Genomic DNA, 26,427 nt, shown 5'->3' with positions numbered 1-26,427 from the left:
AGGTCTGTGGGTGACGCCAGCCTATAGCCCTTGGGAGTCGTTGGTTTGATAACAGAGTACATATCCAATGTATCGTCTTCCATCTCAACCACGCAGTGAGCTTTGGGGGGATTTCTGGAGTAGATAACCGAACTTCCGAAGTAAGAACCCACAATAAACCGCGTTTATACCTACGGTGGTAGATTATACAAATACTTCTTCTCTTTCAGTTATTTTTTTTACTTATTTTTTAATGTTGGCAAAATTTTGTTAGTCCCTAGTCCTTAGTCCTTGGTCATTGGTAAAGATTTTGGTCTGTTTACATTTTGTAACACAGTTTTATTGATTTCTGTCCACTTACTCAAAACATAGAAATTTGGTGACTGACAACAAGCGTTTTACGTTGAATCTGGTTGCTCTACCTAAATAACTATTTAAAATCTCTATATTATTCTTTAATTGAATTAATATAACTACCTATTATTGGTATCTCTCTTAACAAAGGTTATTCCATTGTATAAAGATAAGGAAGAATTTCTAACATCTTAAAAAAAGATAATTAAGAAAGGTAGCTTTTTGGCATTTTGGCATAACATATTATATGTATTTAGATATTCTAAAAGCAGTAGCTAAACATGGTAATTTCAACAGGAGTCTTAACTCCTGTATATTTTACAGTTCTGGCTAAATATTGCGTTCATAGCCCTGCAAGCAGCTATATAGTAGTTAAGCGTCAAAGTCAACTGAAGGTGAAGGGATAACGTATGCAGTCTCAATCTAATCCTTTAGATGGAATAGCATTCATGCAGGAAACTACTAGACTGTTGGTTGGTTTGAGCTAAACGTTACCCAAGAAGCTAAGAAATTTATATTTTCTCGTTAATAAATATGTAGTTTTTCTGCTGCCCTGACGTTGAGCGATCGGATGTCTGATGGAAAATATTACACGAATCAGTGCCCCAACCAGAGACAAAGCTGCATCCTACCCGGACATATTAGTCATGTCTCGTACCTTTCAACCGCAAGAAGGAGGAATTGAAGAGTACATTTACAGTCGTTGTCTGCAAGATCCAGAACGAGTCATCGTTTTAGCAGCCAGTTGTCTTGGGGATCGCTCCTTTGACAAAGTTCAACGGTTTCCCATATATCGATGGCCTATGTTCAATCGATGGCGCGGTAGTTATTTGGGGAGTATGTTACAAGCTTTCCTCAATATAGTTTGGTCATTTGTGCTGGCAATCAAACTCTATTTCCGCTATCACTACCGCTATATTGAGTGGGGTCACGGTTACCATTTCCTTTCGCTGTTGCTCTTAAGCTACCTTCTTCCCGTTCGCTGTCTTATCTATCTACATGGGAAAGATGTTCTGAGTCTATGGCGTCATCCCGTATTGCGCCCTCTGTTTGAACTGACGTTAAACCGAGTCCAGGGAATTGTGTGTAGCAGTTCCTTTACACGGGATTTCCTTACCAGCCATTTTCAAGTGAATACACCTACCCATGTCATCAAACCAGGGGTGCGAGGAGAGAAGTTTGGTGTGGGAGTCACTCCAGATGATATTGATGATTTACGTGCCCGCGTGCGAACTGGTTACAGAATTCCAGAAACAGCAGTTGTAATTCTTTCGGTAGGTCAGTTGACAAAGCGTAAAGGCTTTGACAGAGTTATTGAAAATTTAACACTCCTGCTGACTTATGGGATTGACGTTCACTACATTGTGTGTGGGCGCGGTCCTTTTGAGGCGGAACTGAAATCTTTAGCACATCGCTTGCGGGTTCAGGGGCGGGTTCATTTTGCTGGGTATGTCTCGGATCGAGAATTATCGGGCTATTATGCAGCTTGCGACATCTTTGCAATGCTGAATCTGTGCGATAATAGTAGATTACCATGTCTGTCAGGTGTCGGCATTGTTTGTTTGGAAGCTGGTTACTTTGGGAAGCCAGCGATCGCTTCGCCTTGGGGAAGTGCAAGAGACATAATTCACCATGAGGAGAATGGCATACTCGTCGATCCCAATTCCGGCTGTGACGTTTTTCAAGCTTTTAAGCGCCTTTGTCAAGACCAAAAATTGCGTGAAAAACTAGGTCGCAGAGGGAAACAATTAGCGAGTCACAAAACTCTCTACCGTTCGCTCTACATTCCTGAGTCCCACAGTTCGTGTTTGTTAACTTAGCCGCCACCAACTATCGTGACCACCTCTAGGCGATCGCCTTGTTTGATTGTCGTTTCCGACCAGAACTGTCGGTGTAAAATTTCGCCGTTATATTCAACCGCTACCAAACGAGGATTAAACCCCAATTGTTGGAGTAAGTCTGGTAAAAGAGTTTGGGGCGAGCAACTGCGGGTTTCGCCATTAACCTGAAGTGAAATAATCCGCTCAGACATAGGGTCTACCATGTTCTGGTCTCACACGATTTGTCAATTGAGAGATAAAAAATTGTGTCACTAGGGTGGGTTGTTCGGCTTGCATAAGACTGCGTACCACAGCTACGCGACTTGCTCCTGCGTCAATAACATCATTGATATTGCTTGTATCAATTCCGCCTATAGCAAACCAAGGTATGGGACAATTTTTAGCGGCGTAACTGACGTATTCCAAACCAGCTGCGGGTCTACCCTCCTTTGTTGGAGTTTCATACACGGGTCCGACACCAATGTAATCCGCGCCATCGGAAATAGCTGCTTGCATTTCTTGTAAATTTGTGGTAGAACGACCTATCAAGCGGTGAGGACCGAGCAATTGTCGGGCTACAGCAATGGGCAAATCTTGTTGTCCTAAATGGACTCCATCAGCATCTACAGCTAACGCCAAATCCACTCGGTCATTGATGATAAAAATGGCACCATAGGTGCTGCACAGCTGCCGCAATTTCTTGACTAGCTCCAGGCGTTTGGTATCATCAGCGGTCTTGTCGCGATACTGTACTAGAGTTAATCCTCCTTTAAGGGCAGCTTCCACCGTTTCCAGTAACTTTTCACTCGGGGAGGTGACAAGATACAAATGCGATCGCAATAGCAGTTGCTGCCGTTGATAACCCATAAGTTGACTTTCCAGGGTATAAATGCGATAGCGCATCTGCTTAAATGCTTTCCCCATATTTGGGTTGTAAAGCTTACTGTACTCCTCAATAACTCGCAAAGCTTCCTGTACCCGGCAAAAATTTGCTTGTAACAAAGCTTTAATATCAGTGCGTTGTTCTTCTTGAGGATGAGTCAGTTCAGTTCCGGGGTCTTCTGGAGTGTTTCGTGCCGCCCTCAACTCAGCAGTATGCCAACTTGCCAGTTCCTGTCGTTCTTTTTTACATTCCCCAACCAGTTGGCCATTATTTAACCCAAAGCGACACCATTCCTCAATGATACGCAAGCCCTCACGAGCGCGATCCAAGTTGGCGTCCAAGATCCGGTAAACCACCTGCTGAATATGCTGTTTTTGGCTGTATGGCTCGACCATTACAACAACCCCATTAGTGCTTTCATCGTAACAGCCAGCCTCTTTCATATTCGTAAGATTCTCTGGATTGCAATAGATTCTTTACTAAATTACTTTGTATCAAAAATTCCCATTTGGTCAACATACGAGTAACATTATCGTCATATCTACGTCTAAAGAAGTATAGAAAGTGCTAGTTAGTAGAAGGAGCGCAGTAAAAGTGAATTACCCCCACGTTCTAACCAAATCTTGTTGGACATATGTCCCGCCAGCAAAGCTGGTTGCCAAGAGTCACAAGCCACACTCTTTTATTCATGTATCAATGATTTCGGTGTTTCGCTCTTCAGTTTTGTTTTTCACCATTAGCATGGGAGTGGCATTTGCGACGTTGCTGGGCACAACCCTTGATGCCGCCATTGCTCAGATGCCCACCGACAAAAACGGAGGGCAACTTGGTGTCAAAACAATGTCTCAGGTAAATGTACTATTTGTCAACCCAAGTGTCGGAGATGACAGTGCAGGAAATGGGGGTGAAAGCACTCCTTTTAAAACAATCACTCAGGCACTGCAAGTCGCGGGTCCCAATACAGTTATTATGCTCTCACAAGGTACCTACAGTGCCGAAACGGGAGAGCAATTTCCTCTCATTCTCAAAGCCAATGTATCTATTCAAGGGGACGCCCGCAACAAAGGTCGTGGTATCGTAATTACTGGAGGAGGTAACTACCTCAGCCGTACCTTTGGAGGTCAAAACGTCAGTATCGTGGGTGCAAATGAATCAGGCTTGACTGGAGTCACGGTAACCAATCGCAATCCCCGTGGTTATGGTTTGTGGGTAGAATCTGGCAGTGCGTTAATTACAGACAATACATTTACTGGCAGTACTCAAGATGGGATAGCTGTTGCTGGCAACAGTTCACCTACTGTTCGTAATAATTTCTTTTATGAAAATGGCGCGAATGGAATCACAATTTCCGGTACCTCTCGACCCCAGGTACGAGAAAACGTGTTTCAACAAACGGGTTTTGGCATTAACATTGCTCAAAACGCCCAACCTATCATAGTTGGTAATCAAATTCAATATAATAGAAGCGGCATTGTTGTACAAGCAAATGCTCGCCCGGTATTGCGGAATAATTTGATTCAGGGCAGCAAAGAAGATGGGTTGGTCGCTCTTGCCCAAGCCGTGCCAAACTTGGGTAGCGCTTCTGAGCCTGGGGGAAATGAGTTTCGCAACAACGCTCGCTATGACATTAATGCCAGTGCCGCTAAACAACTCTTTCCAGCAGCTGGTAACAAATTAGCTCAAAACCGCATCGCTGGTAATGTTGATTTTGCTGGTACTGTTGCCATCGCAGACACGAGAACAAGGGGACTGGGCGGAGAAGCAAGCTATTCCGATCTAAGAGCTATTTCCTCTGTCCCCGCGTCACCGCCTCTTCCTGTCTCCCCTTCTTCCCGCAGTAATTCCAGACAAACAAACAATCGACTGTTGCCATTATTGCCAGCCAATTCTCCCCTTTCGGCAACTCCTGTTAGTCAACGGCAACCCGTATCCAGAACTACTAGTATACCAGCGCCCAACCCCCAAACAGGGTATGGCGGACAACCATTACCTAGAACAATCATAGGTCAACCAGCAGTTTTAAGAGCCAGAACCAATCAACTACCAGTCAGTAATTCTTCTGGTACGTCACAGTCTACATATACACGGCTATCTCCCGATACTATTGAGTTTGTAGCCCCCCAAGTTGCAAACGGTACCATCTCAGAACCAACAGGGGCGATCGCACCTGCACCCATGCCAAGACCGAGGTATCAAACAAGTTCAATGCGCGGTTTAGAAACAGCCCCCGTAGGTGACTCAGCACTTCTACCCGTCCCTGAATCCAAGATTCCTATGGGAAATAGTCGTAGAACGAGACAAGCACCACCCCAAAGATCCGCACCGACAGTTTACAGCGCAAGTTCATCACCATTACCAGCCCAGGAAGGAATCAATTTACGTTACCGAGTTATCGTTGAAGTACAGAATAGCAGGGAACAAGAATTAGTGAAGTTTCTTGCACCTGGTTCTTTTCGCACGGTTTGGCGGGGGCGAGATGTTATGCAAGCAGGCATCTTCAGCACTCGCTATAACGCTGATAGCATGATTCAAATATTTAACAATAATGGTTTGAAAGCCGCTGTTGAGCCAATAAATTGAATCAGTGAAATTGATAATCAAGTATTATTTGTATTATTTCTATTTGTAGAGACGTTAGGTATAACGTCTCTACATTGTTTTAATTTGCATACTAGAACAGGCAAAGATGCCCACCCCACAACATTTTGATGAAATTGAATTTTGTAGGCTGGCACCGCCCACCATTATCAAATTTAACAACTCTCCCGCTAACTGCAAGCCATCGTAGGGTGGGCACCGCCAGCCCTTTCAACGCGTTCAAGTGTACTAAATTTTTCCCCCAAAATTGATGCCCAATTAACCCTTATGCAATCAGATTCACAGGAAATTGTGCAAAAAAGTACCCAATTTAACGAGCGATTTATTGACCGTTTTTGATGGGCTTTTGCATCCTACCTCATTGAGGGTTTCGTTCCTCAAACGCCACTTGCTTCAATGGGGGGAACCCCCACAACGCAGTGGCTCCCCAACCTACGCTGGAGCGTTATGAGTAAGTCGGTGTCAATAAACAGAAATACGTTACAAAATGTAAATGCATCTGAAACCCTTGCTAACGAGCGATGACAAATGACTAAGGACGACCCTTACCGACTTACTTATTTTGTTTAAAAAGTTCTTCTTTGTGAAGGACAAAGGGTATTTTCAACAACTTCATCCGGAAAATCAAAATTTGGAAAAAGATTAATATTCATTCTTCTCTTAATCATGACTAGCATTGCAATACTAGAGGTAACGGCAAGAATAATGAGTGCTGCAATCGTGATTTTTTTAGTCAAATTTTGATTTTTTTTTGTACTTGTCTCAAGGTATAAACTCTTATCAGAGCCGACTGCTTTATTACCATCTATTCCGTCTTTTTGAGTTGGCAATGCAACTGAAGAAAGTTCATTTTTTGGAATAAGGTTGGAAAAATCTAGATTTAAAGGCTCGTTATTACCAGTACGCAGGTCAAATGCTCTTTTAATTGCTTCTAACTGAGCTTCGGTAAAAGTGTCTGCTACATCTGGGTGAAGATTGTTAAGAAACTGGTTGACAAAACGATCTGATTTGGAAAGAAAGCCAGTCATGTTTTTTATTTAAATAGGTAATATGTAAAGCCAGAAGCTTGTTAAATAATATACTTGTTTCTCAAAACTAAATCTTCGTTGAAAATAGCCAATTTTTAAAACTCCCTTTTCAGAAGAATTCATTAAAAAAACATTCAGTAACGATCGCGTATACTCATTTTTCCAAGTAACATATACCCCGATCCACTTACCGTAAATATACGAAAAATTTCCGTAATAGCTCCAGATTTTTCCCGGATATACCACGATGTACAATCAATACTAGGAAGGCATTATTAGAGCAGTAAAATATTTTTACTCATACATAAAACACAAGGACTCAGAAGATAAGCGCTTGCTTCCTTGAATAAGAATAGTTCTATTTTACTATGCCACCTTCTAATAACCTGATATGTCCACTTTCGCTTTAGAGGCTCCCATTATTGCATCTTGTCTGTCAATTGTTAAGCCGGAAACACCCTTGGTAGATATTATACCTCTATTGGGTCAGATGGGTTTTAGTTTTCAACTGCCTGTATTGAATCCATTAGCAGTAAAGAGCCCAGATTCCTTATCTACAAAGGATGACAATCTAGTTAATTGTGTGGTGGTCATGGAAGAAGCACAACAGCTAGTAGGGGTGGTCACCGAGCGGGATATTGTCAGATGTGTAGCCTTAGATTTGAATTTAACGAGACTCAAAGTTACTGATGCGATCGCGCAAAGTTTGATAACTCTGCGTCATTCCGATTTTCAGGATGTTTTAACAGTAGCCAACTTTTCCCGCAAGCATGGTATTTCTCACGTACCAATCGTCACTGATGATGGTCAGTTGGTTGGAATTGTAACGCCAGATAGTATCCATCGTAGTTTACAACCAACTGATATATTCAAGTTGCAAAGAGTGACAGAGGTGATGTCCACAGAAGTCGTTCATTGCAAACCAACAGTGTCCGTGCTCGAATTAGCCCGGTTGATGGTGAAATACCGAGTCGGGAGCATAGTCATTGCTGAAGAAACTACGGAGAATCAAGTTGTGCCAGTGGGTATTGTTACTGAACGAGATATTGTGCATCTTCTGGCGCGGGGAATGGATTTAACGCTCAGTCCCTCAATTGGGAGTTCACCTTTGTTGTGTTTGAGCCCTGAGGATTCTTTATGGACAGCTCACCAGCAAATGCTGTCAAAGCAGGTACGCCAGTTGGTAGTGTGTGGCGAGGGAGGGGAATTGCTAGGCACGATCGCTCTGGCTCATTTGCTACAGACACTCTATACTGCCAAGCTATTAAGCAGCATTCCGATGCAGCCTACAGCCGCTCGACTAGAATCTGACAAAGCTGGTCTAGTGCAAAGCCGCAACCTGGAGATGGAAGTAACAGCACGGACAACAAAACCACCCGAATCGGTTTATTTGTACCCACAAGAAGCTTTAAGTGCCGAAGCAGAGCTGCAAAAAGCAAAAGACCAACTCCAAGTTGTTTTAGATGCGGTGCCTGCATTTGTTTCTTGGATTAGTTCAGATTTAAAATATCTGGGTGTTAACAGGCATTTGGCAAAAGCCTTCAATAAACACGCAGAAGATTTTGTTGGTAAACCCTTTGGTTTTCTGCAACACAGTTTAGAGTTTCATGAGTTTGCTAGCAACTTTTTTGCTAGTTCTAGCGATACAGCCACTCATGAAATGACTGTACAAATTGAAGGTTCGCAAAGAAACTACTTCATTGTTGCTCAGAAGTACGGGCAGCGAACGGCTGCTGTTTTCATTGGCATTGATATTACCGATAGCAAGCACACAGAAAAACAATTGCAACGACAGTTAGCTGCAGTGGAAGCTGCGAGTGATGGAATTGCAATTCTTGATGGAGATAGTCAATATAGCTACCTAAACAAAGCTTACGTTCAACTCTTTGGTTACAATAGCGCTTTTGAACTCTGCGGTAAAACTTGGAGTGAAGCCTACTACGTAGGGGGGAACAGTCAATTTCAGCGGGATATCCTCCCTACTCTTAAACAAAAGGGTTACTGGCAGGGAGAAACCATTGGCAAAAAAAGAGATGGCAACACCTTTGCTGGAGAAGTGTCCCTCACTATGATTGAAGATGGCAACTTCATTTGTGTGGCGCGAGACATAACCGAACGCAAGCAGATAGAGGCAGAACGCGATCGCTTGCTTGCTGAAAGTAGGTACAACCAAGGACTCTTGAGTGGGCAAAACCATTTTTTAGAGATGGTTGCTACGGAAACCCCATTATTAGAAGCGCTATCTTGCCTTGCTTTGCTGATTGAAGAACAGTCTCATGAGGGAATTTGTTGTATCCTGCAAGTCGATAAAAAAAGCAATAAGCTGCGTTTTCCTGTAGCTCCCAACTTACCGCAAACTTACTTACAGGCACTTGATGAAGGTATCCCTATTATACCTACTGGTGCCAGTTGCGGTACAGCGGCCTATCGCCAAAAAACTGTCATTGTCTATGACATTGAGAAAGACCCTTTATGGGATGATTACCCTGATTTTCGTGCTTTAGCATTGTCCTACAAACTCCGAGCCTGTTGGTCTATACCCATTTTTACTAGCAAAGGAGACGTCGTAGGCACCTTAAATATGTATTATCGGGTATCACGCTTTCCCAATGAACAAGAGAAAAAACTGCTGATAACGTGTTCCCGTTTAGCAGGAATTGCTATTGAGCGCCATATATCAGAGATAGCACTTAGAGAGAGCGAACAAAAGTATAGGTCTGTTGTTGATACCGTTAAAGAAATTATTTTCCAAAGAGATAAAGATGGATTTTGGACGTTTTTAAATCCTGCTTGGACAGAAATTACGGGATTTACTTTAGAAGAAAGCCTTGGCACAAACTTCTTAAATTACATCCACCCTGAGGACAAGCAACGGGTTGTAGAACTTTTCCAAACATTAATAAATAGCCAAAAAGATTACTGTCGTTATGAAGTCCGCTATCTTACTAAAGATGGCGATTTTCGCTGGATTGACGTCTTTGCGCGACTGATACGAGATGCTAACGGGACAATTATCGGTACTTCTGGTACTTTAAACGACATTACAAAGCGGAAGCATGCGGAACAAGAACTTCGTAAAGCTCTAGAAAAAGAAAAAGAACTCAATCAACTCAAATCTCGCTTTGTTTCCATGACTTCTCATGAGTTTCGAACTCCCTTGACAACGATTATGGGTACGACCGAATTACTCAAACACTACAGCCAACAATGGAATGAAGATAAAAAACTTATTTATTTCGATCGCATTCACACTGCAGTCAATCGCATGACTCAGATGTTAGATGATGTGTTGCTGCTTGGTAAAGTAGAAGCAGGAAAATGGGATTTTAATCCTATCTGGATAAATTTAGTAAATTTTTGTAAATCTCTTTTAGAAGAATTCCAATTAACGGCTAAAGGTGAACATAAAATTGTTTTGACTATCACAGGCGAAGCAACGGATGCTTATTTAGATGAAAAACTTCTCACCCATATTCTTAATAATTTACTCTCAAATGCCATCAAGTATTCACCCCTGAAAGGTGATGTCAATTTTTCATTAATTTTTTTAAAAAAGGACGTCATCTTCCAAATTGAAGATAAGGGTATCGGTGTTCCTCAGGAAGACCAAAAACACCTATTTGAGGGATTTTATCGAGCTAATAATGTTGGCAAAATCTCCGGGACTGGATTGGGGCTAGCGATTGTCAAAAAAGCAGTTGAATTACACAAAGGTAAAATTACCCTTCATAGCGAAGTTGGCATAGGAACAACTTTTACAGTCACCATTCCAAAAGACAGTCGAATCAAAGATAATGCAGAAAATGAATTGGATTAACTAAATAAAATCTCTAACTCAAGCTCGATGTAAGAAAAAGTCTGAAATTCAAGCGGCGTAAAGATTTATGAAATTTCTTGCAAAGACGGAATGCTTTCGACTTCTTCCCCTAAGAAAATAGTAGATCTTTTCTCAAAAACTATTCTTTGATGATCCATGATTTCTCGAATGAAGCATTGTTTGTTATAACCACCCAGAAAGATAAGTGACTCAACTTTATATCCGAAATCTTTATCTTTAAAAAATATGGAATGAGTGAAAAAAGTTTCATTAATTTTGGTAAGGTAAACTTATTAAGTTAAACAGATTTCGATGGAAGTGGAATTCCATAAAATTAATGCCAGTATTTTGAGCACCAAGTAGATGAAGATACCAACATAAGGGTATTAAAGTACTTTTCTTCAGAGTAACTCCATCAACACAATCAATTTTAGATTTAACTGTGCCGCCTTTAGGGGAATATTTAATAGCAATGAAATGAGCCTTGTGCGGAAACAGATATCTAAATAATTTGTAATTGATAGTAGAAATACTAAGTTTTTTGATACAGCCAAGAAAGACTAAGTAAGGGCGCTTAAGAAAAGTATCTGTCTGTTCTAAAGTGTAAAAATAATCTCAGTACCGATACTCTATTGTACAGGTTTTTTTCAAACTAGTCTCCTGCCTCTAGGGCAATTGCTTGAAGTAATACGTCAAAAGCACCTACTTCAAAAATTAGAATAATGTCGCCGCGAATCTGTAGCTGTTCAATAGTAAATTGAGTTTGAGCTACTAGGATAGTTTTGTTGCTATTAATGTTACTAGAGATAATTAAGTGCTCAACAGTATCTTCAATATAAGTAGGAAGGGAGTAGTCTAGGCGTTGACGGAGCAAATTGCTAATCGAACCAATAACGCTATTAATCAAAATATTGCCTACCTCACTCAAGGTACCAATTGTTACAGCATCTAAATCAGGTGTTCCTGGTTCCTCCCCCGTCAGCATTGCTACTAAAGTAGAAGCACTTGTAGTTGGGAAAACTAATTCAGCAATACCAGAAAAAGAGCCTGAAAAATCTTGGCGTACTGCAGCTACCCTTTCCTTCCCAAAGGTGGCTTCTAATTCTGATTGCAATTCCAGTGGTAAACCTACATTGATATAAGGAACTTGCAAGCGAATATAAGCGTCTAGCATTTCGTTGAATACCGAAGCAGCTCGACCTACGCCAATGTTCACCAGTTCCTGTATTGCATCAATCTGATCTGCTGTCAAATTCACGATTTCATCTCCTAGTCTTATCTCAAAACTTGTTCGAGAATTTGGCGCAATTCTTCCTCTTTAGGTGGCTTATTGATAAAGCCTGCAGCTCCCAATTCCAGACAGCGCTGTTTCACATTTTCCTGAATATCTGCTGAAATCACAATTACTGGAATTGTAGATTGGAGATCGCGTAACGCTTCAAGTACAGCAAAACCATCCATACCGGGCATCAACAGGTCAATCAACATACAGTCTGGATTGTGAACAGCTGCCATCTCCAGACCTTCTTGTCCGTTACTGGCTTCCAAAATTTCATAACCTGCAGCTACTAGAGATTTGCGAATCATCCGGCGCGTAAATGCTGCGTCATCGACTATCAAAATTAATGCCATTCACTCCTCCGTAATACATTATTCTTTTTTATTTAACCTTTTTTCCAATTGCTAATACTTTAATTGCGCTTAACATTTTAATTTAAAATATTCATAGGTATATCGTTAAAAGTAAAATTAACTCCTTAAAAAATTATTCTATTGTTTATCATTTTTTATAAGATTCAAAGGCATTTTATATTCCTCAAAATAAGTCATTCTTTCAATCAAACTACTTAAATTTAAAATTATATATTTTGGCTTTATTTTTGAAGTTATTGTTAGTTTAATATAATTGTTTACCAGCATTTTGACTTTGGCATATATACCGATCTATTGAAATTAAGACTTCAGTAATTTTACTGATTCTTTCAATTGAGAAATATAATAGATTGTAAAAAAAACCATAAATAAATGATTGTATCAAATTCTTAATAGATGGAGGATAAAATGATAAGTAGGTGGGTAGAAATAAGTAAGCAAGCAGAGTTATACATAATTTTCCTTCGTCATTTATCCTTTAACTAAGAATAGTTGCTGATGACAAATAACAAAAGAAAAGACTAGATAGTTAACTTTATTTGTACCTACCTACCTAAATCATTTTTTGAGAACCAGCTGTAAGTTTATATGGACGAGGATATTCAAGCATTCCTGGTAGACAGTTACGAAAATCTTGACCAAATTGAACGCGATCTCGTGGCGTTAGAACAAAACCCTGCCAATCAGGAACTGCTAATCCGTATTTATCATTCCTTACATACTCTCAAAGGTAACAGTGGTTTCCTGGCTTTTGGCAACTTGGAAGCAATTACCCATAGCGGTGAAAACTTGCTGAGTCGCCTACATGATGGAGAATTAGTCATGAATTCTAAAATCGCCAGCGCCTTGTTAGAACTAGTAGATAACATCCAGCAAATTTGCGCCCAAATTGAAACCACAGGAAAAGAGGAGACAGTAGATTACTCGGCACTGATACAAAAATTGAATGACCTTTCAAAGCCCTTGCTGCAAGAAGACCAAAGACAAGGAGAGACGAAGGCAGAAGATGGTTGCTCTTTGTCCTCCCTGCCTCTGTTTCCAAAGACTGATGAGCACACCCTTGCTTGGCAGGAAAATGGCGATCCGCTTCTTCAAGCTTCAACAACAATGCAATCCATTCGGGTGGACATCCACTTACTGGATAAGCTCATGAACCTGGTAGGAGAACTGGCGCTAGTACGCAATCAGATTCTACAGTTTCAACCAGCTAGGGAGGAAACAGCTTTTGCAGCCATGTCTCAACATTTAAACTGGGTTACTACGCAGTTGCAAGGGGGGGTGATGAAAACCCGAATGCAACCCATTAGCACTATTTGGAGTAAACTGCCCCGTGTAGTTCGTGACATAGCAGTTGCCTTGGGAAAGCAAGTGCGGTTAGAGATGGAAGGGGAAGATACCGAGCTAGACAAAACCATCATTGAGGCGATTAAAGACCCCCTCACCCACTTAGTACGGAATTGCATCGATCATGGAATAGAATCGCCAGATGTAAGAAAGATTTATGGTAAGCCTGCTCAAGGACGCCTGCATCTCAAAGCGTTCCATGAAAGTGGTTATGTGAATATTGACATTACTGATGATGGCACTGGTATTAACCCAGAACACCTCAAGCAAAAAGCAGTTGCTTTAGGGTTGATGACTCCAGAACGATGCGATCGCCTAAACGACATTGATGCCGTAAAATTGATTTTCCTACCAGGATTCTCTACCTCTCAAAAAATCACTCACTTTTCCGGGCGGGGCATTGGCATGGATGTGGTGAAAAGTAATATCGAAAAGGTGGGAGGTGCGGTAGATGTACATACTCAGGTAGGGAAAGGTACAACATTTAAGTTGAAAATTCCCTTAACTCTAGCAATTATTCCAGCTTTAATCGTGACAAGTGCTGGAGAACAATACGCCATTCCTCAAATGAGCCTCCTAGAGTTAGTGCGTTTAGAAGGTGAAAAAGCCCGTTGTAGCATTGAACAAATTCACAATGCTCCTGTGTATCGCCTGCGTGGTAAGCTTTTACCTCTCGTGTATTTGAATCGCCAACTCCAAGTTGAAGAAGTGGGGGACACGGGGATACAGCACGGGAAAGAACAAACCCTAAGCATAGTTGTTCTTCAGGCGGATACCATGACTTTTGGCTTAGTAGTGGATGCGATTGACCATACTCAGGAAATTGTTGTCAAGCCCTTGGGGAAACTACTGAAGGAGATTCCCTGTTTTGCGGGTTCCACAATTCTTGGAGACGGAAAAGTCGTCCTTATCTTAGATGCGCTTCGTATTGCCCTAAAGGCTGGCTTGCTTGAACAAGCTCCCTGACAAGAATTTCAGCGAAAACCTTTCTTATATGTGGATGATTTCATGAGTTTAAACAAAAGTTTCACCAACAAACTTGTTCGAGTGAGCCAAGAAGTGGGTCTTATTGCAAAAATCACAACCCAAAAAACTTATTCTTGCGTAGGTAGGGCTAAAGCCCACCAGCCCTCCCACAAAGAAGGTGCAAGATGTCAATCAAGGAACTTGCAGCATTAGCATTAGAATTGCAAGCTCTGGTTAATCAGTTTAAGTACCAATAAGAAAGCTGAAAGTGTGGCACGGTAAAGATGAAAGACCTAGAGAAAGCAGCAGAAAAATTTAGCGTTCTTCAGCAGATGCCAATCGGCGTTTGCGTGCTGCGCGAAGATTTTGTTGTGCTGTTTTGGAATAGTTGTATGGAGAACTGGACACAATTGCCTAGTGACCGGATTGTGGGTACCACAATCTACGAGCATTTTCCCCACTTAAGTCAGTCGAAATATGCTAGCCGACTGCAGCAAATTTTTTTAGGTGGACCGCCCACCATTTTTTCTTCCCAACTCCACAAACATTTCATTCCGGCACCCCTGCCAGACGGGCAATTGCGTATTCAGCATACTACTGTAACTGCTATACCTGCAGGCAATGAGGAAGCAGGCTTTTATGCTATGTTATCTATTCAGGATGTAACCGAGCTGACTCAACGGGTTCAGGATTACCGAACCATGCGAGACCAAGCACTGGCAGAGGTGAAGGAACGCCTGCGAGTAGAGGAGGAATTAGCACAGTATCGAAATCAGCTAGAGGAGTTAGTTGAAGAACGCACGGCTGCATTGTTCAAGGCAAACGAACAACTCCGTTTGTGGGGGTCAGTTGTTATCAACGCCAACGATGCAATTGTGGTGACAGAGGCTGAACCAATTAGTCATCCAGGACCGCGCATCCTCTATGTGAACGAAGAATTTACCCGTCAGACCGGGTATGCTCCCGAAGAAGTGATGGGTCAGTCACCACGCATCCTTCAAGGTCCAAAAACCGACCGCGCTCAACTTGATAAAATTCGCGCCGCACTCTCTAAGTGGCAGCCAATCAGAATTGAGTTGATTAATTACCGAAAAGATGGTTCTGACTTTTGGGTAGAAGTCAACATTGTGCCAATTGCGAATGAAAACGGTTGGTATAGTCACTGGGTTTCAGTACAGCGCGATATTACGGAGCGCAAGATAGCAGAACAGGCACAGCGTGAGAGCGAGCAAAGATTTCAAGCTATTTTTAACAATGCATTCCAGTTGAGCGGGCTGCTGAAACCTGACGGCACGTTTTTGTTAGTCAATCAGGCAGCTCAGGACTTTTGTGGTCTCAATGAGAAAGAATTGGTAGGTATGCCATTTTGGGAAGTACAGTCTTGGGCTTGTTCCCAAGAAATTCAGCAAGCTGTGAAAGCTGCGATCGCTGAAGCCGCCCAAGGTAAATTTATCCGTAATGAAGTCACTGTACCGGATGCTAAGGGCAAATTAACGACATTTGACTTTTCACTCAAACCAGTCTTTGACGACATGGGGCAAGTCACCCTGCTAATTCCAGAAGGTAGAGACATCACAAACCGCAAGCAGGCAGAGCAAGCACTGCAAAGTTTGGTGTCGGGAACAGCCTCTGTCACGGGGGAAGATTTTTTCCCAGTACTGGTTCGCCATCTCGTGTCAGCCCTTGATGTCCGTCATGCGCTTGTGGCACAGAAAATCGGCGACGAACTCCATACCCTTGGTTTCTGGTCAAATGACCAATTGCAACCAGATATCACGTACAGCATCATCGGGACACCGTGCGAATTGGCTGTTAATCGGGGGATATACAGATGTTCTGAGAAGGTACAACAGTGTTTTCCACAAGCCCCAGCCCTAACCATACTCAATGCTGAGAGTTACTTGGGAGTCGCTTTGACTGATTCATTGGGTCAGGTTATAGGTTGTCTTTGTATTATAGACAACAACATTCTTGTAGATGAACCCCGAGCCGAAGCAATCCTCCGTATCTTTGCAGCAAGAGCAGCAGCCGAACTCGAACGGCAGCTGGCGACCAAGGCATTACAACAGTTTGCAACGGAGTTGGAAATGCGAGTGGAGGAGAGGACGGTTGAATTAAGGGAACTTAATAAGCAATTGCAGAAGCAGTTAGCGGCTATTGAGGCGGCAGGAGATGGCATTGCTATTGTCGATCCGAACGGGAAATACACTTATGTCAACAACGCTCACGTCACCATGTTTGGATATGAAAATGCTAGCGAACTCATTGGTACGACTTGGAGGGCGCTGTACTATTCCGACGAAATGAGTAGGATAGAGCAAGTTATTTTCCCCGTATTACTGCAAAACGGTCATTGGCAGGGAGAAGCTATTGCCAAAAAACGTGATGGTACTACATTTTCCGAAGAACTTTCCCTAACCTCTATTGAAGGTGGAGGGCTTATTTGTGTCTGTCGCGATATCACAGAACGTCAATTGGCTATTGAAGCGCTGCGAGAAAGCGAGGAACACTTCCGTCAGTTAGCAGACAATATCACTCAAGTCTTTTGGATGACAAATGCTCAAAAGAGTAAAAATCTCTACTTGAGTCGGGCTTACGAGCAGATTTGGGGTCGCAGCCGCGAGAGAGTTTACGATCGACCATCTTCTTATCTTGATTATGTTCATCCTGAAGACCGCGATCGCATTCTTGATTCTCTCAAACGCTCTTCTCACGGAGAATTCGACCATGAGTATCGAATAATACGTCCTGATGGTCAAGAACGCTGGATACGCGATCGCGCCTTCCCCATCCGCAACGAACTTGGGGAAGTTTATCGTATTGCTGGGATTGCAGAGGATATAACTGAACGTCGAGAAACAGAGCAGAGAATCAAAGCTTCACTTGAAGAAAAAGAGGTGTTACTCAAAGAAATTCACCATAGAGTCAAGAACAACTTGCAGGTTATTTGCAGTTTACTCCAGTTACAGTCTCGCTATACGGAAGATCCGCAAACTCTCAACATTTTGAAGGAAAGCCAAAACAGAGTAAAATCTATGGCTCTTATTCATGAAAAACTGTATCAATCTGAGGATTTATCCCGGATTGATTTTAGTGATTATATCCACAACTTAGCTAAGAATTTACTTTATTCTTATACCGTCAATCTGAATGAAATTAGACTCAAGCTTGATATAGCTGATGTAACGCTCAACCTGGAAACAGCCATTCCTTGTGGATTGTTTATCAATGAATTAGTTTCTAATGCTTTAAAACACGCCTTTCCTCAAGGGCAACAAGGAAAAATTTGTATCAAATTACATCAAGTCAATGAACAGTTTTTATTAACAGTAAGTGATGATGGCATTGGTTTACCGGAACATATCACCTTGAGCAATACTACATCATTGGGCTTGAGGCTAGTGAAGATTTGGAGCAATCAGCTACAAGGTTCGCTCGAACTAGATAGGAGCTATGGTACTACCTTTAAATTAAAATTTTCTGAATTACACTATACACAAAGAATTTAAAAATATGACTGCAAAAAAGATACTTATAGTTGAAGATGAATTTGTTATTGCTGAGGACACTGCAGATACCTTAAGAGATTTAGGATATGTGGTTGTTGGTATTGTCCCAGTGGGAGAAAAAGTTGTTGAAACAGTTAGAAACACCCTACCAGATTTGGTGCTTATGGATATTATGTTGCAAGGTAAAATCGACGGCATAGAAGCAGCTTGCCAAGTCCGGGAACAACTTCATATTCCAGTTATCTTTGTAACGGCTTATGCCGACCAAAAAACATTAGAACGTAGTAAATCTAGCGAACCTTTTGGTTATTTAGTGAAACCGTTTAAATCTCAAGAATTACATACAACTATTGAAATTGCTCTAAAGCGGTATGAGGTAGAGGAAAAAATTCGTGCCAATTTAGAAAAAGAAGCAGAATTAAAAAAACAAGCCCAAGAGGAAAGCGATCGCCAATCTCAGTATGTCTCAATGGTATCCCATGAATTTCGCAATCCTCTCAGCATTATCTTAATGTCTTCTGAATTGCTAAGGCATTATAATGCCAAGTTGAGTGACGAGAAGAAACTTCAACAAATTGATAACATTAAAATTGCCGTTGGTGTCATGACCCAATTATTGGAAGATGTTCTGACAATTGGCTCTGCTGAGTCTGGAACGCTAACTTGTAACCCTACAGCAATATATATAGTTGAGTATTGTCACCAGCTAGTAGAAAATCTGCACCAAACAACTCAAACCAATCACAAGGTTTCTTTTATTGCTCAAGACAACAATGTCACTGTGATGATGGATGAAAGATTAATATATCACATTCTCACAAATTTAATGTCTAATGCCATTAAATACTCTCCAGAAGGTGGCACTGTTCGTGTAGAACTCATGTATAAAAATTTACAAGTTATTTTTCGAGTTCAAGATGAAGGTATTGGTATTCCAGCCGCCTGTCAAGACAATTTGTTTACTCCTTTCCATCGCGCCAAAAATGTCGGAAAAATCCCCGGTACTGGGCTAGGTCTAGCCATTGTTAAACGTTGTGTAGACTTACATGGCGGGCAAATTACGGTGGAAAGTGAAATCGGAAAAGGAACGACATTTACCGTCACAATTCCCGTCAATTATATAAATTAATTAAACCTTTTTCCTACAACAAGAGAAGACCGTAGGTTGGGGAGCTACTGCGTTGTGGGGGTTCCCCCCATTGAAGCAAATGGCGTTTGAGAAACGAAACCCAACATCAACGTGATGGCTCGCTGGAAATCAACCGGGGGCTAACAAAGGCATTGCTAACAAAGTACTTTCAGCAGTCTGGTAAGGAATGGCAGATTAGCGATCGCATGGACTCAGGCGGGTCAATCCAACTTGTTCATATCAGTACATTCAGTTTTATTACTGAATAGCCCAACAACACCGTTTCCTTGTAAATACGGAAACAGCATTGTCAGTCACTTAGAGAATACTCACTATAAGTTATCGGCAGATATCGTGAAAGACACCAAGGAAAAAGTTCGGTGCTTTTGACGTTTATTTATTATATAAAAAAAGCGATTGTAACTTTATAACAAGCGATTGAGTACTTTGATTGCAAGCTACGGAGATTTAAGAAGAATGTATAGCTTTAGCCAAATTGACGAGATATTTTATACACCTGATTGTGTTGATGAAGTAGATTTTTGGTATAAAAGAGGTGATATTTGTGCAAATCTTGGGTGCTATCAGAAAGCACTTTTTAGTTTCGAGCAAGCTTTGAAGTTAAGACCCAATTGTTGTAGAACCTTAGTTTCCCGAAGTGCAGTTCTAATTTTTCTTGGTCGTTATGCAGAAGCTTTGGAAGACTGCAACAAAGCACTAGAATTTCAACCAGATGACGAGGAAACTTTAGTTATTCGAGGCGCTGCTCTGCACGGTCTTGGTCATTACAAGGAGGCTTACGCTAGCTGCGAGCGTGCTTTAGGAATTGAGAGAAAATCTCTGGGGCAAAAACTAGTGGATTTAACAAATAAATGTTTCGGAAAGCTTAAAGCAATCAACCCAATGTTTTTAAGTAAAATTATTACAAACTCTTTGCCCAAGTAATAGCTTACTGTCAGGTAGCTAGAAAATTGGATAAAAAATCAGGGAGCATTACATCTTTATTATATTCACAATGAACAATGGCTACACTCTATATTCCATCTACATTTTTAAACCCCAAGCTTTATCCCTATGTCTATATAGTAGAAAACAATGGCGTATTCACCATTGGGCGGGCAACAAATCTTAAAGATGCATTGACCGGGTGTAAGTTTGTCAGAGCTTGGAAAACTCTTTATCCTGGCGAACTTCAAGACTGGCTTAAAGCATTCTTTTTCCACATCCAAACAAAGGAAGGGCTTTTACTTTCTAAGGAAAGACTTGATGCCATAACTAAACAATTTTCCATTCCTCATGTTAAAAAAAAGATGGGATGGAAGTTATCTAAATTCGATCGTAAGTGCCTAGAAGAACTAGAGTTGTTGGTCAGGGAGCTTTGATATATTGTTGATTAGGCGATCGGCAGAAGAAGACAGCCTTTAAGCCTCGCTTCTCAGTGAATGTAGCACTTGAAAAACACCTTTCTATATCCTTTACTGCAAACTGTCAACTGTAATTACTCGGAGAAAGCTGCAAAATCTCAGTGGAGACGGTAAGATTTTTCCGTAATTCTGCCATTAGCATTTCTAGTCAAGGCTTTTATACTTTAGAGAGTTTTATTAACCATAACTAATTTAACGTTATCAAATAAGACACAAGCCCGAACATAAATCTAACTGGTTTTTTCAAAACTTGGGCTTTGGTCTAATAAGGGTGTATTTTACTAATTTTTAAATTAAATTAAGTAAAACCGACTTTTCCCCACAACAACACTCATGGAAGATTACTTACAAATTTGGTTTATTCTGAGACGACGATGGTTGCCAGCTTCTATCGTCTTTTTGGCTGTATTACTCTTAAGCGCCGTGAAAACGATGCAGGATACACCTATTTACCAAGCATCTGGTCAACTTTTATTTAAAAAGAATACAACTTCTTCACTGACAGGAGTTGGAAGCCAACTGGGTCAGCTAGAAACGTCAGTCAGTGGTAATCCTTTAGAAAATGAGGCAGCAATTTTGCGTTCTCTGCCTTTAGCGGAAAGAGCGATAGCTACTTTAAAGCTCTCTCAACATCCTCACACAGTGTTACGAGAATTGCAAGTTACAAATGTTAAGGGAACTGATATTCTGGAATTATCTTATAAGAGTACAGATCCAAAAAAGGCTGCATCAATTGTCAATACCTTAATGAGGATTTATATAGAAAATGATATAAGCGCAAACCGTGCTGAAACTCGGTCTGCAAGGGATTTTATCGCGCAACAACTACCTATAAGAAAAGCAGCATTACAAACAGCTGAAGAAACGCTTCAAAAATTCAAACAGCGAAATAGAGTTTTAGATCTCAAAGCAGAAGCAGCATCAAGCGTACAGATTCTTAGCGACTTGGATAAGCAAGTGGCTGCTACACGATCTGACTTTGCAGCTCAAACTGCGCGTATGCAATCAATCAAAAGCTTTTTTGGTGTAAGTTCCCAAGAAGCTGTCATTGCAGGTTTTGTAGGTGAATCTCCAACAACTATTGGGGTTCTCGGACAGTTACAAGAGGCTCAACAAAAGCTTGAAGTTTCAAGACTGCGCTTAACAGATGTCCATCCAACAGTGATTAACCTTAAGGAACAAGTCAGTATTCTTAATCGAGAACTCAAACGACGGATAGAACAAAGCTTTATCGGTAAAGCTGGACGCTTTAACCAAATCAATGACCCGGAAAAGATTGTGCAGCTTAGAGGTCAAGGTTTGCAGCAAGGAATCTTGAGTACCTACGCCAATGCTGAAGCAGAAAGGTTAAGTTTGCAGGTGCGGTTAAAAGCTTTGGCTGGAGTTATTGAGTCCTACAGACAACGAGCTAACACTTTACCCCAACTAGAACTTCAACAAAGACAGCTAGAACGTGAAATAGCTGCCACAGAAACAAGCTATAAAAATCTTTTGGATAGACATCAGGAACTTCAGGTAGCAGAAAATCAGCAGGTGGGTAATGCTCGAATTATTACACCTGCTTTAGTTCCAGGACAACCAATTAAAAGCCGTCAGTATATGAACTTACTACAAGGTTTGATTGGTGGAATTTTCTTAGGTGGCGCTGCTGCTTGGTTGTTGGAAAAAATTGACGGTACTGTTAAAACTTCTAAATCAGCTAGAGACTTGTTAGATTCTTATCCTGTCCTAGCTATCATTCCTCCAATTCCCCATCGCAATCTTATTCATGCTGTTCCAGAGATTATTGTTAGAAATAACCCAGATTCTCCTGTCAGCGAAGCTTTTCAAATGCTGCAAACCAATCTAAGGTTTTTTAATTCAGATAGACCAGTTAAAATCATAGTTGTTGCAAGTTCTGTACCTAAAGAAGGCAAGTCCACTGTTGCTGTGAATTTGGCTGTTGCTATGTCTCAGTTAGGTCGTAGAGTGTTGCTGATAGATGGAGATTTGCGTCATCCCAGCCAGCATAAAATCTGGGAAATTCCGAATGAGCGTGGTTTAAGCAGTGTTCTCACTAGTGAGTCTTGTTTAGAAGAGTCTCTCACGGAGGTTCAACCGAATTTGCAGGTGCTAACCGCAGGTGTTGCAACTCGCAATCCTGTTGCCCTACTTGATTCCAGTCAAATGGCTGTATTGGTAGGGCAGGTTGCACAAACTTATGATTTTGTGATTATCGATACTCCTCCGTTAACCGTAGCAGCAGATGCGACTATCCTAGGCAAGATTTCTAATGGTGTCTTATTCGTTGTTCGACCAGGAGTAGCGGATTCTACTAATATCGAATTATCTAAAGATTTGCTGGAAAAAGCAGGTCAACACGTTTTAGGTGTGGCGATTAATGCTACTCAAAGTAAGACAGCTACTTACAGTGTAAGTGCTACAAAGGTTTGATGCTCCCACCCTTTGAATTACTACGAGCCGTGTAGAGACGCCGTGTTTAAAGCGTCTCTGTGTCTTTGTACTGCATGCAACTGAGAACGTCTAGAATTACCCCTTCAAAGCACCTGAAATCCTTGTAAATCAGTCACTCTAATATATAAATCATTTTGCTTAGTACTGATACCAGATTTTTAGGATTTTTTTACATGAAAGTCTCTTAATTACTCGCAATGAAATTTACGTGTAATTACGGTTATAAATAAATATATTTTAAAGAAAAAACGTAATTTTATGAAGTTAAATCTGCCAAGTTATTTTGTTTTGTGTTCAAAAGCCTTGTAATAAGTAACTTATAACTACTTTTTTGTTAGATTTATCAATGTAATTTTTATATAAAATTCAATAAATACCCTAGCAAAAAAAGAAATAACCGAGTAACTTACGTATATATACCAGCAAAGAAAATACGTAGGAATATTTTATTGCGATATTGAAGAGAAAAATTAAGAAACTCAAAGCCTTTAAGTAGGTCGTTACAAATAGCGTTAACTAGTCAGGCTCGCCATTAGGAATGGGTAAGGATTTCAGTTATTTTATAGCTGCTTGTATTCTTGCCTACCTACTTAACATTTAAAAAATTTTCGTATCTTCCCTAACTCATATTTCGCACCATCGTCTTATTGCAAAAATCACAGCCCAAAAAGCTTATTGTTTCGTAGGTTGAGCACTGCCCACGATCCCCCACAAAGAAGGTGCAAGATGCCAGCTAATTACGACAGGTTAATTTCTTACCTGTTGTAATTAGGCATTATTTGCAATTTTTTCTCCTTAATTGCGTGTGCAATCAAGAGTGATATGCTTGGAAACTATTGTCTTTTTTTTAAAATTATATGGTCACTAAAACTTTGATGAAAAACTTAGCTAAGATGGGTTTAATGTTAATAACCTTTTCTACAATCGAACTAATATTGTCGTCTTTTGCTACCGCTGCAACTATTTACCTACAAGATAATTTTGACACAGAAGGTACTGGTATTCCTCAATTAAATTATGGAAATTTTGCTAATTGGAACGTAGTCAATGGTAGTGTTGATTTGATTGGAAAGGGTTTGTCGTCAACCTCTTTTGACTTTCTTCCCAGCAATGGGCTGTATGTAGATATGGACGGTTCGACTTATAAAGCTGGTAAGCTAGAATCTAAAACAACCTTCATCTTTAATCCAGGTGAAATTATTAACCTGTCATTTAAGCTTGCTGGAACCCAAAGAATAGACAACAAAAACAACTCGGTGATTGTATCTTTGGGTAGCTTGTTTACAGAAACATTTTCGCTGCCAGCATCCCAAGGCTTTCAAAGCTTTACAAGAAATGTTACCATTACTTCAGCAAGCAATGGAAAATTGGTTTTTGAAGGAACTGGCAACGATAATATTGGAATGTTACTTGACGATGTGAAGTTGAGTGTGACTTCTCCTAACACTACCCTAGTTCCCGAACCAGGATCGATGTTGGGTTTGTTGACCGTTGGTGCTTTTGGTATGACCTCTCTATTAAAATACAGACAAAGACACAAGTAAAGACAACATAAAACGACAGTGAAACTTAACATTTTAAGCTGGTTGGTACAAATAAAGTTAGCCCTTTAAGCTCGTTTTTGTCATTTGTAACGGTTAGAGCAATTCTTATATTCCTTAAGATAACTGCTTTTATTCCTGCCAACCTACTTACTGACTGGGTTGGGTTGGTTTTGTCAACCCAATCTAAGGACAATAGATTCTGCATGGGACGATATGTTTTATCCCTACATTTTTGAATTATCTTTGACGAAAAATCTAAGCGATCGCTAATTTACATGAATGATGAACTTGGTTTAAAAATAAACCAATACCTTTAGGCATTAAAGCTTTTAAGTCTAAGTGATTCAACAAAATCCCTTAGACAACTAAAATTCTTGTAGCAACAGTAGCAGTATTTCCGAGGGTGGTAAGGCTTTAATTATTTTAATAATATGAACCTTAGATTTATCCGTATTAGGGGTATTGACAAATCTAGGAATATTAATATTCATCTATAATCTTCTACCTCTAAAGTCATATTTTTAAATATATAAACTTTAAAATTACATATTTTTATTAATTTGTAAACGTCCTAGAGAAATAAACAAATGAAATATTAATATTAATAAATAGAGACTTTGTATCTGATTGGGTAGACAATAATTTCCTAACCTAGGATAGACAGAAAATATCGAGATAAGCCTATACAGTTTTTATGTAGTTCTTACTCAAGTTTTTCTTTTCACCGAGCTCCTATGCAGACTGGGTAGCTTCAATGATTTATTAGTAAGAAAGTCTGCACTTTTATCATTCAACTTTTTAGGAGGTTATTTGTGCGGATTGCTCAGGTCGCTCCATTATGGGAAAGAGTACCACCGCCAGCTTATGGTGGTGTAGAGTTAGTAGTGGGTTTGCTGACCGATGAATTGGTCCGGCGCGGACACGAAGTAACCCTATTTGCATCGGGAGACTCGATTAGTTTAGCAAAGCTCGTGTCGGTTCATCCCCGCGCCCTACGACTTGATAAGAGCGTGAAAGAGTGCAATGTCTATGAGACACTTCAACTTAGCCAAGTGTACGAGATGGCAGAAGAATTTGATATTATTCATTCCCACATGGGCTATGGCGTCATACCCTATGCCAATTTAGTGAAAACACCGACTGTCCATACATTACACGGCATTTTTACCCCTGATAATGAAAAGATGTACAAGTATGGTAGAAAACAACCATACGTCAGTATTTCTGATGCACAGAGGGAACCAAGGCTGGGATTGAACTATACTGCAACGGTTTACAACGGTATTGATGTCAGCAGCTATAAGTTCTATCCCCAACCTGATGAAGAACCTTATTTAGCCTTTTTAGGTCGTATATCCCCAGAAAAAGGACCGCATCATGCAATAGAAATTGCCAAAAGAACGGGTTGGCGCTTGAAGATGGCAGGTAAGGTAGATGTTGTTGATGTAGAGTATTATGAAAGGGAAATTAAACCTTTGATCGACGGCAAGCAAATTCAGTACTTGGGTGAAGCCAACCACGAGCAAAAGAATGTATTAATGGGTGGCGCAGTTGCAACTTTGTTCCCCATCACTTGGAGAGAACCGTTTGGGTTAGTGATGATTGAATCAATGGCGTCTGGCACGCCAGTGATTGCAATGCGATTGGGGTCTACGCAAGAGGTGATTGCTCACGGAAAGACAGGGTTCCTCTGCGACAGTGTTGATGAATGTGTGGCTGCTGTTAATCAGGTGATAGAACTAGACCGCAAGACTTGTCGAGAATATGTCTTCAAGCGTTTTAGCTACCAGGCAATGACTGATGGTTATGAAGCAGTGTATCGGCAAATCCTAGCAGACAAGTTTGCTCAGAGTGTAGGGCAATTCCGCAAGTCGGTAATTGCAAGTAACGGTCGGATTTAGGAGGACAAGGGGAGGGTGCTAAGG

At 40.8% G+C, this 26,427-nt stretch carries 17 protein-coding genes and 1 pseudogene; 12 read left to right on the top strand and 6 right to left on the bottom strand.

Going from position 1 to position 26,427, the window contains the following annotated elements:
• Positions 1-911 precede the first annotated feature (911 nt).
• Positions 912-2,153: a glycosyltransferase family 4 protein gene (locus ACYRY3_RS40910; protein ID WP_460207566.1), complete on the top strand. Its 1,242-nt coding sequence runs from the start codon at positions 912-914 to the stop codon at positions 2,151-2,153.
• Here the strand turns inward: ACYRY3_RS40910 and thiS are convergent.
• A complete protein-coding gene (gene thiS / locus ACYRY3_RS40905) occupies positions 2,150-2,365 on the bottom strand; it encodes a sulfur carrier protein ThiS (RefSeq protein ID WP_460207565.1) in 216 nt (71 codons plus the stop codon). The two genes, ACYRY3_RS40910 and thiS, sit on opposite strands and share 4 nt — an antisense overlap.
• Positions 2,358-3,479 (bottom strand): thiamine phosphate synthase, encoded by a 1,122-nt coding sequence (locus ACYRY3_RS40900; protein ID WP_460207564.1) that lies wholly within the window; start codon positions 3,477-3,479, stop codon positions 2,358-2,360. The genes thiS and ACYRY3_RS40900 overlap by 8 nt, the downstream gene beginning before the upstream one ends.
• 253 nt (positions 3,480-3,732) lie before the next feature.
• Here ACYRY3_RS40900 and ACYRY3_RS40895 point away from each other — a divergent pair, with 253 nt between their 5' ends.
• Complete coding sequence (locus ACYRY3_RS40895) at positions 3,733-5,616, top strand: DUF1565 domain-containing protein (protein ID WP_460207563.1); 1,884 nt, start codon at positions 3,733-3,735, stop codon at positions 5,614-5,616.
• Positions 5,617-6,200: 584 nt separating this feature from the next.
• Here the strand turns inward: ACYRY3_RS40895 and ACYRY3_RS40890 are convergent.
• The gene (locus tag ACYRY3_RS40890) at positions 6,201-6,662 is read right to left on the bottom strand and encodes a hypothetical protein (RefSeq protein ID WP_460207562.1); all 462 of its coding nucleotides are present in this window, start codon (positions 6,660-6,662) and stop codon (positions 6,201-6,203) included.
• A gap of 391 nt (positions 6,663-7,053) precedes the next feature.
• Between ACYRY3_RS40890 and ACYRY3_RS40885 the strand changes: the two genes are divergently transcribed.
• Entirely contained in the window at positions 7,054-10,479 is a 3,426-nt protein-coding gene (locus tag ACYRY3_RS40885; protein ID WP_460207561.1) for a PAS domain S-box protein, read from the top strand.
• A gap of 299 nt (positions 10,480-10,778) precedes the next feature.
• Here the strand turns inward: ACYRY3_RS40885 and ACYRY3_RS40880 are convergent.
• The 3 genes and pseudogenes from ACYRY3_RS40880 to ACYRY3_RS40870 form a co-directional block, all read right to left on the bottom strand.
• Positions 10,779-10,890, bottom strand: a pseudogene (locus tag ACYRY3_RS40880) (IS982 family transposase); the annotation flags it as partial.
• Positions 10,891-11,131: 241 nt separating this feature from the next.
• A complete protein-coding gene (locus tag ACYRY3_RS40875; RefSeq protein WP_460207560.1) occupies positions 11,132-11,737 on the bottom strand; it encodes a chemotaxis protein CheC in 606 nt (201 codons plus the stop codon).
• A 17-nt stretch (positions 11,738-11,754) separates the two neighbouring features.
• Positions 11,755-12,111 (bottom strand): response regulator, encoded by a 357-nt coding sequence (locus tag ACYRY3_RS40870; RefSeq protein WP_460207559.1) that lies wholly within the window; start codon positions 12,109-12,111, stop codon positions 11,755-11,757.
• A 609-nt stretch (positions 12,112-12,720) separates the two neighbouring features.
• On the opposite strand from ACYRY3_RS40870, the gene ACYRY3_RS40865 reads away from it, so the two are divergent.
• From ACYRY3_RS40865 to ACYRY3_RS40825, 9 genes are all read left to right on the top strand, one after another.
• Positions 12,721-14,442: a chemotaxis protein CheA gene (locus ACYRY3_RS40865; protein WP_460207558.1), complete on the top strand. Its 1,722-nt coding sequence runs from the start codon at positions 12,721-12,723 to the stop codon at positions 14,440-14,442.
• A 284-nt stretch (positions 14,443-14,726) separates the two neighbouring features.
• A complete protein-coding gene (locus tag ACYRY3_RS40860; RefSeq protein ID WP_460207557.1) occupies positions 14,727-17,951 on the top strand; it encodes a PAS domain S-box protein in 3,225 nt (1,074 codons plus the stop codon).
• 4 nt (positions 17,952-17,955) lie between these two features.
• Positions 17,956-19,080 carry a hybrid sensor histidine kinase/response regulator gene (locus ACYRY3_RS40855; protein ID WP_460207556.1) on the top strand — a complete coding sequence of 375 codons (1,125 nt, stop codon included), beginning with the start codon at positions 17,956-17,958 and terminating at the stop codon, positions 19,078-19,080.
• A gap of 86 nt (positions 19,081-19,166) precedes the next feature.
• Entirely contained in the window at positions 19,167-19,349 is a 183-nt protein-coding gene (locus ACYRY3_RS40850) for a hypothetical protein (RefSeq protein WP_460207555.1), read from the top strand.
• Between the two features lie 208 nt (positions 19,350-19,557).
• Positions 19,558-20,025 (top strand): tetratricopeptide repeat protein, encoded by a 468-nt coding sequence (locus tag ACYRY3_RS40845; protein ID WP_460207554.1) that lies wholly within the window; start codon positions 19,558-19,560, stop codon positions 20,023-20,025.
• Positions 20,026-20,102: 77 nt separating this feature from the next.
• Positions 20,103-20,462 (top strand): hypothetical protein, encoded by a 360-nt coding sequence (locus ACYRY3_RS40840; protein WP_460207553.1) that lies wholly within the window; start codon positions 20,103-20,105, stop codon positions 20,460-20,462.
• Positions 20,463-20,837: 375 nt separating this feature from the next.
• Entirely contained in the window at positions 20,838-22,937 is a 2,100-nt protein-coding gene (locus tag ACYRY3_RS40835; protein WP_460207552.1) for a GumC family protein, read from the top strand.
• 956 nt (positions 22,938-23,893) lie between these two features.
• Positions 23,894-24,502: a PEP-CTERM sorting domain-containing protein gene (locus tag ACYRY3_RS40830; protein WP_460207551.1), complete on the top strand. Its 609-nt coding sequence runs from the start codon at positions 23,894-23,896 to the stop codon at positions 24,500-24,502.
• Between the two features lie 812 nt (positions 24,503-25,314).
• Complete coding sequence (locus ACYRY3_RS40825; protein ID WP_460207550.1) at positions 25,315-26,403, top strand: glycosyltransferase family 4 protein; 1,089 nt, start codon at positions 25,315-25,317, stop codon at positions 26,401-26,403.
• Positions 26,404-26,427 lie beyond the last annotated feature (24 nt).

Source organism: Scytonema sp. NUACC21 (genome assembly GCF_054684315.1).
Note: the sequence above shows the minus strand (reverse complement) of the source record. Positions and strands in the feature narration are given on the sequence as shown.

What these genes read in the sequence shown, in the direction of transcription:
- ACYRY3_RS40910 (WP_460207566.1), top strand. Translation starts at nt 912, where the DNA reads ATGGAAAATATTACACGAATCAGTGCCCCAACCAGAGACAAAGCTGCA.
- thiS (WP_460207565.1), bottom strand. Translation starts at nt 2,365, where the DNA reads ATGTCTGAGCGGATTATTTCACTTCAGGTTAATGGCGAAACCCGCAGT.
- ACYRY3_RS40900 (WP_460207564.1), bottom strand. Translation starts at nt 3,479, where the DNA reads ATGAAAGAGGCTGGCTGTTACGATGAAAGCACTAATGGGGTTGTTGTA.
- ACYRY3_RS40895 (WP_460207563.1), top strand. Translation starts at nt 3,733, where the DNA reads ATGATTTCGGTGTTTCGCTCTTCAGTTTTGTTTTTCACCATTAGCATG.
- ACYRY3_RS40890 (WP_460207562.1), bottom strand. Translation starts at nt 6,662, where the DNA reads ATGACTGGCTTTCTTTCCAAATCAGATCGTTTTGTCAACCAGTTTCTT.
- ACYRY3_RS40885 (WP_460207561.1), top strand. Translation starts at nt 7,054, where the DNA reads ATGTCCACTTTCGCTTTAGAGGCTCCCATTATTGCATCTTGTCTGTCA.
- ACYRY3_RS40870 (WP_460207559.1), bottom strand. Translation starts at nt 12,111, where the DNA reads ATGGCATTAATTTTGATAGTCGATGACGCAGCATTTACGCGCCGGATG.
- ACYRY3_RS40865 (WP_460207558.1), top strand. Translation starts at nt 12,721, where the DNA reads ATGGACGAGGATATTCAAGCATTCCTGGTAGACAGTTACGAAAATCTT.
- ACYRY3_RS40860 (WP_460207557.1), top strand. Translation starts at nt 14,727, where the DNA reads ATGAAAGACCTAGAGAAAGCAGCAGAAAAATTTAGCGTTCTTCAGCAG.
- ACYRY3_RS40855 (WP_460207556.1), top strand. Translation starts at nt 17,956, where the DNA reads ATGACTGCAAAAAAGATACTTATAGTTGAAGATGAATTTGTTATTGCT.
- ACYRY3_RS40845 (WP_460207554.1), top strand. Translation starts at nt 19,558, where the DNA reads ATGTATAGCTTTAGCCAAATTGACGAGATATTTTATACACCTGATTGT.
- ACYRY3_RS40840 (WP_460207553.1), top strand. Translation starts at nt 20,103, where the DNA reads ATGGCTACACTCTATATTCCATCTACATTTTTAAACCCCAAGCTTTAT.
- ACYRY3_RS40835 (WP_460207552.1), top strand. Translation starts at nt 20,838, where the DNA reads ATGGAAGATTACTTACAAATTTGGTTTATTCTGAGACGACGATGGTTG.